Origin of the sequence: Nocardia sp. CDC153 (genome assembly GCF_035818515.1) — a bacterium.
GTDB lineage: Bacteria > Actinomycetota > Actinomycetes > Mycobacteriales > Mycobacteriaceae > Nocardia.
Map to the genome: position 1 here is coordinate 93,141 of NZ_JAYKYU010000002.1, position 13,180 is coordinate 106,320.

The following is a 13,180-nucleotide window of genomic DNA, read 5'->3' on the forward strand; positions in this document are numbered from 1 at the left end:
AGTCGCTGCGCGAACACCGGTGCGGCGGCGGCCAATTCGAGGGCCATGCCGGTCCACTGCGAACCCTGGCCAGGGAAGACGAATACGATCTTGCCGCCCCCGGCGTGTGGGGCGGGGGCCGTCGTGCCGTCGGCCACCGCGCGCAGCGCGGCCAACAGTTCGTCGCGGTCCGCCCCCACCACCACGGCACGACTGTCCAGCGCCGATCGCACGGTCAGCGCGCGCCCGATGTCGATCGGGTCGATATCCGGTGCGCCCGTGGCGAATTCGACCAGGTTCGCGGCCTGGGCACGCAAGGCCGACGGGGTCTTCGCCGAGAGCACCCACGGCACCATGTCCAGTTCCGGGTTCGGCGCTGCCGGCGCAACAGGTTCCGGGTCGGCGGCCTGTTCGAGAATCACATGCGCGTTGGTGCCGCTGACACCGAAGGCCGAGACACCGGCACGGCGCGGCTCCTCCCCGCGCGGCCAGTCCCGGTTCGCGGTCAGCAGTTCGACCGCGCCCGCCGACCAATCCACCTGCGGCGACGGCTCGTCCACGTGCAGCGTGCGCGGCAGCACGCCGTGGCGGAGGGCCTGCACCATTTTGATCACGCCCGCGACGCCCGCAGCGGCCTGCGTGTGGCCGATGTTCGATTTGAGCGAGCCCAGCCACAGCGGACGATCCCGGTCGCGCCCGTAGGTCGCGAGCAGGGCCTGGGCCTCGATCGGATCGCCCAGGGTGGTTCCAGTGCCGTGCGCCTCCACCGCGTCCACCTGCGCGGCCGACAGTCGCGCGTTGGCCAGCGCCTTGCGGATGACCCGTTGCTGGGACGGACCATTCGGCGCGGTCAGGCCATTGGACGCGCCATCCTGGTTGACGGCGGTGCCGCGCACCACCGCCAGCACCGGATGCCCATGACGCCGGGCATCGGACAGCCGCTCGATCAGCAGCACACCCGCACCCTCGGCCCACCCGGTCCCGTCCGCGCTGGCCGCGAAGGCTTTACAGCGTCCGTCCGCGGCGAGCCCGCCCTGGCGGGCGAACTCGGCGAACATGGCGGGGCTGGGCATGACGGTCACCCCGCCCACCAGCGCCAGCGACGATTCGCCTTGCCGCAGTGAGTGTCCGGCCAGATGCAGGGCCACCAGCGACGACGAGCAGGCGGTGTCGATGGTGACCGCCGGGCCCTCGAATCCGAAGAAGTACGCGACGCGCCCGGACAGCACGCTGGTCGCACCGCCGGTGAGGGCGAAGCCCGCGGTCTGCTCCGGTTCGGCGTGCGCGCCGTAGCCGGAGGCGGCCGCACCGGCGAACACCCCGACCTGGCCGCCGCGCAGGGTGGCCGCGTCGATCCCGGCCCGCTCGATGGCCTCCCATGACAGCTCCATCAGCAGTCGTTGCTGCGGGTCCATGGCCAGCGCCTCGCGTGGGGAGATCCCGAAGAACGCGGCGTCGAATTCCGGTGCGTCATAGAGGAATCCGCCGCGCCGCGGGTAGCTCGGATCGACCGCCCACCCGCGATCGGTCGGGAAGTCGCCGATGGCGTCGACACCGTCGGCGGCCAGCCGCCACAGGTCCTCGGGTGAGCGCACGCCGCCGGGGAAGCGGCAGCTCATGCCGATGATGGCGATCGGTTCCTGCTCCCGCGATTCGGCCTCGATGAGCCGTTGGCGGGTCTGCTGCAGATCCGCGGCGACCCTTTTGAGGTAGTCGCGGAGTTTGGCTTCATTGCTGGTCTGCGGAGTGCTCATCAAGACACCTGTAGGTCGTTGTCGATGAAGTCGAAAAGCTCGTCGTCGGTGTCGGCGTCGAGGCCGACCCCGGATTCGGTCGGCGCTTGCGCGCCACCCCATTTCACGAGCAGGGATTGCAGCCGGACGGTGATCTGGGCCCGTTCGGCCTCGGAGGTCTCCAGGGCGGCGAGCAGCTCGCCGAGCCGGTCCACCTCCCGCAGCGCCACCGTGGCGGACGCGGCCCCATCGGGGGCCAGTTCCGCGCGCAGCAGGGCGGCCACCTCCGGGGCGGTCGGATGGTCGAAGACCAGGGTCGCGGGCAGTCGCAGCCCGGTGGCCGCGCCGAGCCGGTTGCGCAGTTCCACGGCGGTCAGCGAATCGAACCCGAGATCGCGGAACGTGCGCTCCCGATCCACTGCCTCCGGACCCGAGTAGCCGAGGACGGCGGCCATGTGGGTGGCGACCAGATCGGTGAGGATGCGCTCGGCCTCGGCCGCGGGCAGTCCGATCAGCCGCTCCCGCAGCGATTCTGCCGCCGCGGCGGTGCCCGCGTCGGCGACTCGCCGGGCCGGGGCACGGACCAGGCCGCGCAGCAGCGGATGCGGCCGGTCCTGCCCACGCAGCGCGGACGCGTCCACATGCATGGGCGCGAGGGCCGAGCGACCGGAGTGCCGGGCGGCATCGAACAGGGCCAGCCCGTCGGAGGCCGACAGCGCGCGAACACCGCTGCGCGACATGCGTTTCCGGTCGGCCGCGCCGAGGTCCGCGGTGAGGGCGCTGCGTTCCTCCCACAGTCCCCACGCCAGCGCGGTGCCCGCCAGCCCGGCCGCGGCGCGCTGTTGGGCGAGGGCGTCGAGGAAGGCGTTGGCCGCCGCGTAGTTGGCCTGACCCGGGGCACCGAACAGTCCGGACGCCGAGGAGTAGAGCACGAAGTCGGCCAGGTCCAGATGTTCGGTCTCCGCGTGCAGATTCCACGCGGCGTCGACCTTCGGGCGCAGGACGGTGTCGATCCGTTCGGGGGTCAGGGCGTCGATCACGCCGTCGTCGATCACGCCGGCCGCGTGCACCACGCCGGTCAGCGGGTGCTCGGCCGGGATGGTGGCGAGCAGCGCGCGCAGGGCGGCGCGGTCGCCGATATCGCAGGCCGCCATGGTGACCCGTGCGCCGAGCGCGGTCAGTTCCGCCTCCAGTTCGGGGGCTCGGCCGCCGCGGCTGGTCAGCAGCAGATGCCGAATCCCGTGCTCGGTCACCAGATGTCGGGCCAGCAGTCCGCCGAGGGTGCCGGTCGCGCCGGTGATCAGCACGGTGCCGTGCGGGTTCGGGGCGGCGGGGACGGTGAGCACGACCTTGCCGACGTGGCGGGCGCGGCTCACGTGCCGGAAAGCCTCCGGCGCTCGCCGGACGTCCCAGGTGGTGACCGGAAGGGGTTGCAGCACACCGGCTTCGAAGAGTCGCATCAGCTCGTCCAGCAGTTGCCGGATGCGGTCGGGTCCGGCGTCGAACAGTTCGAAGGACCGGTAGCTCACCCCGGGATGGTCCGCGGCGACCCGCGCCGGATCGCGCACGTCGGTCTTGCCCATCTCGATGAACCGGCCGCCGCGCGGCAGCAGGCGCAGCGAGGCGTCGACGAATTCGCCCGCCAGCGCGTCGAGCACCACATCGACGCCGCGTCCCGCGGTGCGCGTGTGGAATTCGTCGGCGAAGTCCAGGCTGCGGGAGGAGGCGATGTGATCGTCGGCCAGGCCCTGCGCGCGCAGCACATCCTGTTTCGGCGCGCTCGCCGTGGCGAACACCTCCGCGCCCCAGTGCCGGGCCAGCTGCACCGCGGCCATACCGACCCCGCCCGCGGCCGCGTGCACCAGCACGGATTCACCCGCCTGCAGGTCGGCGAGATCGCGCAGGGCGTAGTAAGCGGTGAGGAACACGACCGGCACCGACGCGCCACGGGTGAACGACCAGTCGTTGGGCAGCTTCACGATCACGCGTGCGTCGGCTACCGCGGTCGGCCCGAACGCCCAGGGCAGCAGACCCAGCACCCGGTCGCCGACTACGAAATCGGTGACGTCCGAGGCTACTTCGGTCACCACCCCGGCCCCTTCGACCCCGAGCGGTCCGGCATCGCCGGGATACATGCCCAGCGTGTTGAGGACGTCGCGGAAGTTCAGTCCGGCCGCGCGGACCGCGATGCGCACCTCGCCCGCGGCGAGCGGCCGGGACGCCTCCGGGTGCGGCAGGAGGGCCAGGTTGTCGAGGGTGCCCTTGCCGGTGCTGTCCAAGCGCCAGTCCGGTGTGGCCTCGGGCACGGTGAGTGCCCCTGCGGCCCTGGCCAATCGGGGTGTCAGCACCGCGCCCGCGCGCACGGCCACCTGTGGTTCGCCGCTGGCGAGGGCGGCGGCCAGGTCGTTGGGCGAAGACACGTCGGCCAGGACGAACCGACCCGGATGCTCGGATTGGGCCGAGCGAACCAGACCCCAGACCGCGGCTCCGGCCAGGTCGACGGGGCGTTCGCCGGGTGCGGCGGCCACCGCCCCGCGCGTGGTCACCACCAGTCGTGTGTCGGCGAATCGGTCGTCGGCGAGCCAGGATTGGAGCAGGCCGAGGATTCGATGGGTCGCGGCTCGCACGGCGTCGGGCGTGTTGCCCGGTTCGCTGGCCACCACCACGGTGTCCGGTACCGGGTCCAGGGATTCCACTGCGGTGTCGCCGAGCTCGACCCATTCCCCGGTCCAGGGCTCGGCCTCGGTGGCGTCGACCCAGTCGAGCTGCCACAGCGAGTCGTGCTGGCGGACAGTGTCGAACCGATCGGTTGCCGCGGCCCGCAGGATCAGGGAGTCGATCGAGGCGACCGGCCCGCCGGTGCCGTCGGCGACCCGCAGACTCCAGGTTTCCGCATCGGATCGGTCCAGCCGGACCCGCAGCGTGGCGGCACCGCTGGCGTGCAGCGTGACCCCGGTCCACGAGAACGGCAGTGCCCCGGTGTCTCCGGCGTCCGGGGCCAGTCCGAGCGCGTGCAGCGCGGAGTCCAGCAGTGCCGGATGGATGCCGAAGGCCGGGTCGCGGAATTCCTCCGGCAGTTCGACTTCCGCGAGGATCTGGGTGCCGTGCTGCCAGGCCCGGCGCAGACCCCGGAAGGCGGGTCCGTACGCGAAACCGCGGTCGGCGAAGGTGTCGTAGCACCCGTCCGCGCGCAGCGCTCGCGCACCCTCGGGCGGCCACACGCTCAACTCGAAATCAGCGGTGCGGCTGTCGGTTCCGAGCATGCCGGTGGCGTGGCGGGTCCACTCGGTCGAGCCGTCCACACTGGAGTGGATCGACAGGCCGCGCCGGCCCTGCTCGTCGGCGGCGGCCACCGCGACCTGAATGTGCACCGCGCGCCCTTCGGGCAGCACCAGCGGCACCGCGAGCGTGAGTTCCTCCACGACCGGGCAACCAACCTGGTCGCCCGCGCGAATCGCCAACTCCACCAGCGCGGTTCCGGGCACCAGCACCGAGCCGAGGACCACGTGGTCGCCCAGCCACGGGTGGGTTTCCACGGACAGTCGGCCGGTGAGCAGCACGCCACCGGATTCCGGCAGCGCCACCGCGGCCCCGAGCAGCGGATGATCGGCCGCGTCCAGGCCGACCGCGCCGATGTCACCGGTGACCGCCGCCCGCTTGGGCCAGTAGTGCCGGTGTTCGAAGGCGTAGGTCGGCAGTTCCACCCGTCGGGCCTCGGGGAAGATGCCCGCCCAGTTCACGCCGATGCCGCGCACCGTCAGCCGCGCCAAGGCCGCGATCGCGGCCTCGCTCTCCCCACGGTCCTTGCGCAGCAGGGGCACGAACGCGATGTCGGACACCGGTTCCGCGTCGGTCAGGCTGTCCGGCCCCATGGCCGCCAGCGTGCCGTCGGGTCCCAGTTCGAGGGCGGTCCGGACACCCTGGCCGGCCAGATACCGCACACCGTCGGCGAATCGGACCGTCGCGCGGACATGGCGGACCCAGTAGTCGGCATCGAAGGACTCGACCGGAGCGCTGGTCAGGTTGGATACCACCGGGATTCGCGGCGGCGCGTAGGACAGTCCCGCCGCGATGCGGCGGAACTCGTCGAGCATGGGCTCCATGCGAGCCGAGTGGAAGGCGTGGGAAACGGTCAGCCGCTTGGCCTTCCGGTCGCCGACGACCGCCAGCACGGCGTCCTCGTCGCCGGACAGCACGAGCGAATCCGGCCCGTTGATCGCCGCGATATCGACCCCCTCGGTCAGCGCGGGGCGAATCTCGGCCTCGGAGGCGCGCACCGCGACCATCGCGCCACCGGCGGGCAGCGCCTGCATCAGCCGACCCCGGGCCCGCACCAGGGCGCACGCGTCCGCCACCGACAGCACGCCCGCGACATGCGCGGCCGCGATCTCGCCGATCGAATGCCCGAGCAGGAAATCCGGTCGCACACCCCAGCTTTCGAGCAGGCGAAACAGGGCCACCTCGAGCGCGAACAGTCCGGTCTGGGTGTACTCGGTGCGATCCACGGCGGCGGTGTCCTCGCCCCAGATCGCCTCGCGGACCGGCATGTCCAGAGCGGCGCAGATCTCGTCGAACGCCGCGGCGAAGACCGGGAACTCCGAGTGAAGTTCGCGACCCATCCCCCAGCGCTGGGAACCCTGGCCCGAGAACAGGTAGGCCAGTGCGCCTTTCACCACGGACCCGGTGATCGCGGGCGCATCCAGGGCGGCGAGCAGTTCCTCCCGGGTGCGCCCGGTGACCGCCGCCCGATGGCGGTAGGCGGTGCGGGTGGTGGCCAGCGACCATCCGATGTCGGCCGGTTCCAGCTCGGGTCGGGACCGCAGATAACGGCCGAGCCGCGCGAGCTGCTCCCCCAGCGCCGACTCGGTCTTGGCCGAAACAAGCCAGGGCACGGGCATTTTCGTCGCGGTGCCCGAACGCTGCTCGGCGGGATACTCCTCGAGCACGAGGTGGGCGTTGGTACCGCTCACCCCGAACGACGAGATGCCCGCGCGCCGCGGACGCCCCTCGACCGCGGGCCATTCCCGTGCCCGGGTCAGCAGCGCGACCGCGCCCGCGGACCAATCCACGTGCGGGGACGGCGCGTCCACGTGCAGCGTCGGCGGCAGCACGCCGTGCCGCATGGCCTGCACCATCTTGATCACCCCGGCCACCCCGGCGGCGGCCTGGGTGTGGCCGATATTCGATTTGATCGAGCCCAGCCACAGCGGCCGGTCACGGTCCTGCCCGTAGGTCGCCAGCAGGGCTTGGGCCTCGATCGGATCCCCGAGGGTGGTGCCGGTGCCGTGCCCTTCGACCGCGTCCACGTCGGCGGCGCGCAGCCCGGCGTCGGCCAGGGCCTGACGGATGACCCGTTGCTGCGCGGGCCCGTTCGGCGCGGTGAGACCGTTGGACGCGCCGTCCTGGTTGATGGCCGATCCGCGCAGCACCGCCAGGATCGGGTGCCCGTTGCGGCGGGCGTCGGAGAGCCGCTCGACCACCAGCATGCCGACGCCTTCACCCCAGCCGGTGCCGTCGGCGCTGGCGGAGAACGCCTTGCAGCGCCCGTCCGGGGACAGTCCGCGCTGCCGGGAGAAGCCGAGGAAGACACCCGGGGTGGACATCACGGTCACCCCGCCCGCCAGGGCCAGCGTGCATTCGCCCGCGCGCAGGGACCGTGCGGCCCAGTGCAGGGCGACCAGCGACGAGGAGCAGGCGGTGTCGACGGTGACCGCCGGGCCTTCGAGTCCGAAGGTGTAGGCGACGCGTCCGGAGGCGATGCTGCCGCCGAATCCCATGGTGCCCTCGAAGTTGTCGGCAGCATGCTCGACGACGCTGGCGTAGTCCTGGTACATCACGCCCGCGAACACCCCGGTGCGGCTGCCGCGCAACGATTCCGGGTCCAGTCCCGCCCGCTCGAAGGCCTCGTGCGACACCTCCAGCAGCAGTCGGTGCTGGGAGTCGGTAGCCAGGGCCTCGCGCGGTGACATGCCGAAGAACTCGGGATCGAATTCGGCGGCCTCGTGCAGGAATCCGCCCGACCGGGTGTAGCTGGTGCCCAGCCGGTCCGGGTCGGGATCGTAGAGCGCCTCGACGTCCCAGCCCCGATCGCGCGGGAATTCGGAGATGGCGTCGGCGCCGGAGGCGACCAGCTCCCACAGCTCGTCCGGGGTGGCGACGCCGCCGGGATAGCGGCAGGCCATGCCGATGATGGCGATGGGCTCGTCCGCGGCGGCCTCGGTCGCGGCCGGTACCGCGACTTCGCCCGTGCCGCCGGACAATTCGCTTCCCAGGTGGGCGGCCAGCGCCGCCGGGGTCGGGAAATCGAACACCAGGGTCACCGGCAGTCGCAGCCCGGTGGCCGCGCCGAGCCGGTTGCGCAGATCGACCGCGGTCAACGAGTCGAAGCCGATCTCGCCGAAGGCGCGTCCGGGATCGACCGCGTCCGCGCCGGAATGTCCCAGCACCGCTGCCACATTGGTGAGGACCAGCTCGAGCAGCGCGCGCTCGCGCTCGGCCCCGGTCAGCCCCGCCACCGGCGATCCGGTCGGTCCGGTGAGCTTGCGGCGCGCCGGTGCGCCGACCAGGCCGCGCAGCAGCGGCGCGATCTCGCCGTCCCCGGCACGGGCCCGCAGGCCGGGCAGGTCCAGTCGCATGGCCACCACCAGCGCGTCGGCTGCGGCCGAGCCACTGTCGAACAGCGCCAATCCTTCTCGCGCCGACAGCGCCAGCACGCCGCCGCGTGCCACCCGGGCCAGGTCGGCCTCGGCGAGATGACCGGTGACGCCGCTGCGCACCGCCCACAGGCCCCAGGCGAGTGCGGTCGCGGGCAGGCCGCGCGACCGGCGATGCTGGGCCAGGCCGTCGAGGAAGGCATTGGCGGCCGCGTAGTTGGCTTGGCCGCCGGTGCCGAAAACGCCTGCGCCGGAGGAGAACAGCACGAAGGCCGACAGGTCCAGGTCGGCGGTCAGCTCGTGCAGATGCCAGGCGGCGTCCACCTTGGGCCGCAGGACCTCCTCGACGCGCGCGGGGGTGAGTGATTCCAGGACGCCGTCGTCGACGACACCGGCGGTGTGGACCACCGCGGTCAGCGGATGCTCGGCCGGGATGCCCGCCAGCAGCTCCGTCACCGCGGCCCGATCGGCCACATCGCAGGCGACGGAGGTGATCGTCGCGTCGAGATCCCCCAGATCGGGGGTGCGCCCGCTGCGACTGGCCAGCAGCAGGTGCCGCACCCCATGCTCGACCACCAGGTGTCGTGCCACCAGACCCGCGAGAGTGCCCGAGCCACCGGTGATCAGCACGGTGCCGTCGGAACGCCACGGGTTCACCGACCCCGTCGAGGTGACCTTGGCCAGTCGCGGTACGAAGACCTCGCCCGCGCGGACCACGGCCTGCGCCTCCCCCGCGGCGACGGCCGCGGCCACCCCGTCGGGTGAGTCGACATCGGCGAGCAGGAAGCGGCCGGGGTGCTCGGATTGCGCCGAGCGCACCAGGCCCCAGACCGCGGCGGCCGCCAGATCGGTGACCTCGTCACCGGGTACGGCCGCGACCGCACCGGTGGTCACCACCAACAGCCGCGCGGCGGCGGGACGGTCGGCGGCCAGCCAGGAGTGCAGCGATTCCAGGACGCGGCAGACCGTTGTGTGCGTGGACCGCACGGTGTCGCCGGGCTCGGGCTCACAGGTAAGGACCTCGATGGCCGAATCCTGTTCCCGCGCATCCGTTTCGGGCGCTGGGACCCATTCGAGGCGGTAGAGCGGATCGGACTGCGCGCGGGCGGTGGTCACCTCGCGCATCTCGAGCGAGTCCACCGAGATCACCGGCGCGCCGGTCGTATCGGCCATGACCACCGACACCGCGCCGCCCTCGCGCGGGGTCACCCGGACCCGGACGGCGGTCGCCCCGGCCGCGTGCAGGGTCACGCCCGACCACGAGAACGGCAGGTGTGCGCGCCCGTCCTCGGCGGCGAAGGCGTCGAGGCCCAGCAGGTGCAGTCCGGCGTCGAAAAGCGCCGGGTGCAAGGCGAATCCGCGGCCGTCGCCCGCCGGGAGCACGGCCTCGCCGAAGACCTCGTCGCCGCGCCGCCAGGCCGCGCGCAGGCCGCGGAACGCGGGCCCATAGCCCATGCCCACGCTCGCCAGGGCGTCGTAGAGGTACTCGACATCCAGTTCGGTCGCGTCCGCGGGCGGCCAGGCGGCCAGGTCGAACGCGGCCGACGTCGCCGCGGGCGCGATGATGCCGGTGGCATGGCGGGTCCATTCGCCGTCTCGACCCGAATACACCGACAGCGCACGGCGATCCGTCTCGTCGGCCGCGCCGAGGATCACCTGCAGATCGACGCCGCCGTGTGCGGGCAGCGGCAGCGGTGCGGCGAGCACGAGTTCCTCGACGGTGCCGCCGCCGACCTGATCGGCGGCGCGCAGGGCGAGCTCCACGAACGCGGTGCCCGCCAGGAGCGGTGCGCCCTGGGAGGTGTGGTCGGCCAGCCACGGGTGGGTGTCCAGCGACAGCCGCCCGGTGAGCAGGACGCCGCCGGATTCGGGCAGCGACACGGTCGCGCCGAGCAGCGGATGATCGGCCGCGCTCAACCCGGCCGCACCGACATTGGTCAGCGTGGCCGGTGCCAGCCAATAGCGTTCGCGTTGGAAGGCGTAGGTGGGCAGATCCACTCGCCGGGCCCCGGTGTCGGCGAAGACCGCGTTCCAGTCCGGGCCGACTCCGGCGATGTGCAGCGCGGCCACGGCATCCATCAGCGTCCGGGCTTCCGGGCGATCCTTGCGCGCGATCGAGGTGAATTCGCCGGTGGGGACGCATTCTTGGCCCATCGCGGTCAAGGTGCCGTCCGGGCCCAACTCGAGGAGGGTCCGTACACCCGAGTCCGTCAGATACTGCACGCCGTCGGCGAAGCGCACCGCTTCCCGCACGTGCCGCACCCAGTATTCGGCGTCGATCTCGACGACCGGTCGTCCGGTCAGGTTGGATACCAGCGGGATTCGCGGCGGGTGGTAGGTCAGTCGCGCGGCGACCGCCCGGAACTCGTCCAGCATCGGTTCCATGCGCGCGGAATGGAAGGCGTGGGACACGCTCAGCCGCTTGGCCTTCCGGTCGCCCACCACGGCGGCGACCGCCTCCTCGTCGCCGGACAGGACGACCGAGTTCGGGCCGTTGACCGCGGCGATGCTCACCCCGTCGACCAGCAAGGGTTCCAATTCGTCGGCCGCGGCCTGTACGGCCACCATGACCCCGCCCGGCGGCAGCGCCTGCATCAGTGCACCACGCGCCGCCACCAATGTCGCGGCATCGGCCAGGGACAGCACGCCCGCGACGTGCGCGGCGGCGAGCTCGCCGATGGAATGCCCGAGCAGGAAATCCGGTCGCAGACCCCAGCTTTCGAGCAGCCGGAAGGCGGCCACCTCGAAGGCGAACAGCCCGGCCTGGGTGAACTCGGTGCGATCCAATCGTTCCCGGTCCGCGCCCCACATCACCTCCCGCACGGGCAGTTCCCACGCGGCGCACACCTCGTCGAAGGCGGCGGCGAACGCCGGGAACGCCTCGTACAGGTCGCGTCCCATGCTGAGTCGCTGCGAACCCTGGCCCGAGAACAGGAACGCCAGTTTGCCTTTCACGGGCCCGCCGATCGGGGCCTCACCCGCGGCCAGCGTGGCCAGGCCACGCGATAGCTCCTCACGATCGGCCGCGCACACCACCGCGCGCCGGGGCAGCGCGGCGCGTGATGTGGCGGTGGAATAGGCGATATCGAGAAGCTCAGCGCCACTGTCCAGGTGGTCGCGCAGCCGCTGTGCCTGTGCTCGCAGTGCGGCATCGGTCTTGGCGGACAACGGGATCGGCAGGATCGGCAGCGTCGTCCCCGCCGAGGTGGCCGCAGGTGCCGGTGTCGGGGCCTGTTCGATGATCGCGTGCGCGTTGGTGCCGCTGACGCCGAACGAGGACACCGCGGCCCGCCGGGGCCGACCCGTCTGCGGCCACGGGGTCCGCGCGGTGACCAGGTCGATCGCGCCCGCCGCCCAGTCGACCCGGGTGCTGGGCGCGTCCACGTGCAGGGTCGCGGGCACTTCCCCGTGGCGAATCGCCATGACCATCTTGATGATTCCGCCGACCCCGGCGGCGGCCTGAGTGTGGCCGATATTGGATTTCAGCGAGCCCAGCAGCAGCGGGTGCGCGTCGACGCGGTCGCTGCCGTAGGTCGCCAGCAGCGCCTGTGCCTCGATCGGGTCGCCGAGCACGGTGCCGGTCCCGTGTGCCTCCACGACGTCGATCTCCCCGGCGGCCAGCCGTGCCGCCGCCAGGGCCTGCCGAATGACCCGCTCCTGGGAGGGCCCGTTCGGCGCGGTCAGCCCATTGGACGCGCCGTCCTGGTTCACGGCGCTGCCGCGCACCACGGCCAGCACCGGATGTCCGAGCCGCAGGGCGTCGGAGAGGCGTTCGACGACCAGCAGGCCCGCGCCCTCGGACCAGCCGGTGCCGTCGGCGGCGTCGGCGAACGCCTTGCAGCGGCCGTCGGGTGCGAGCCCACCCTGTCGCGAGAACTCCACGAACAGGCCGGGATTGGGCATCACGGTCACCCCGCCCGCCAGGGCCAGGGTGCATTCACCGCGCAGCAGCGCCTGTCCCGCGAGGTGCAGCGCGACCAGCGAGGACGAGCAGGCGGTGTCCACGGTGACCGCCGGGCCCTCCAGTCCGAGGGTGTAGGCGATGCGCCCGGAGATGACGCTGGCGGCGGTGCCGGTCAGCAGATACCCTTCCACCTCCGGGTCGGAGACGCCGACGCCGTAGCCGGAGCCATTGGCCCCCAGGAAGACTCCGCAGCGGGAGCCGCGCAGCGCGTCCGGGTCGAGACCGGCGCGTTCCAGGGCTTCCCAGGCGAGTTCGAGGACGAGTCGCTGCTGGGGGTCCATGGCGAGCGCCTCGCGGGGGCTGATTCCGAAGAAGGCGGCGTCGAATTCGGCGGCGTCGTAGAGGAATCCACCCTCCCGGGTGTGGGAGCTGGATTCGAGCGCGGCGAGATCCCAGCCGCGGTCACGCGGGAACTCGCCGACCGCGTCGGTTCCGGCGGCCACCAGCCGCCACAGGTCCTCCGGCGAGCCGACGCCGCCCGGATAGCGGCAGCTCATGCCCACGATGGCCAGGGGCTCCCGATTCGCCTCCGCCAGTTCGCGATTGAGCTGGCGTAGGCGCTCGGTCTCCTTCAGCGACGCCCGCAGCGCGCTTCTGAGCTGGTCGGTGTTGCTTGTCATCGTCTCTCCACCTCAGGAATCCGACTCGAGCGCCATCCGGATGAGGCTCTCGTCGTCCAGCTCGTCGATAAGGTCGGCCGACTGTGCGGGCGGCGTGTCCACCGGTCCGGCACCGGCGAGCCGCAGTAGCACGTCCATCAGGCCCGCATCGCGCAGCCGCGCGAGCGGGATATCCGCCAGCAGGGCGCGCACCCGTTCCTCGGCCGGGTCGTTCGCGGTGTCCGCGAACAG

The 13,180-nt window shown here is 72.3% G+C and carries 2 protein-coding genes (1 of these 2 running past the window's edge); both read right to left on the minus strand.

What is annotated here, in order from left to right; all coding sequences use genetic code 11:
• Window positions 1-1,733 carry the start of a type I polyketide synthase gene (locus VMT65_RS38395; RefSeq protein WP_442790207.1) on the minus strand. It extends 16,177 nt beyond the left edge of the window, so only the first 1,733 of its 17,910 coding nucleotides appear in the window; its start codon is at window positions 1,731-1,733; its stop codon lies off the left edge, out of view.
• A complete protein-coding gene (locus tag VMT65_RS08770) occupies window positions 1,733-12,949 on the minus strand; it encodes an SDR family NAD(P)-dependent oxidoreductase (protein WP_442790208.1) in 11,217 nt (3,738 codons plus the stop codon). Before VMT65_RS08770 ends, VMT65_RS38395 begins: the two co-directional genes overlap by 1 nt.
• Between the last annotated feature and the right edge of the window lie 231 nt (window positions 12,950-13,180).

Bases quoted from the DNA above. Each gene is read 5' to 3' on its own strand.
- VMT65_RS08770 (WP_442790208.1), bottom strand. From the start codon at position 12,949: ATGACAAGCAACACCGACCAGCTCAGAAGCGCGCTGCGGGCGTCGCTG.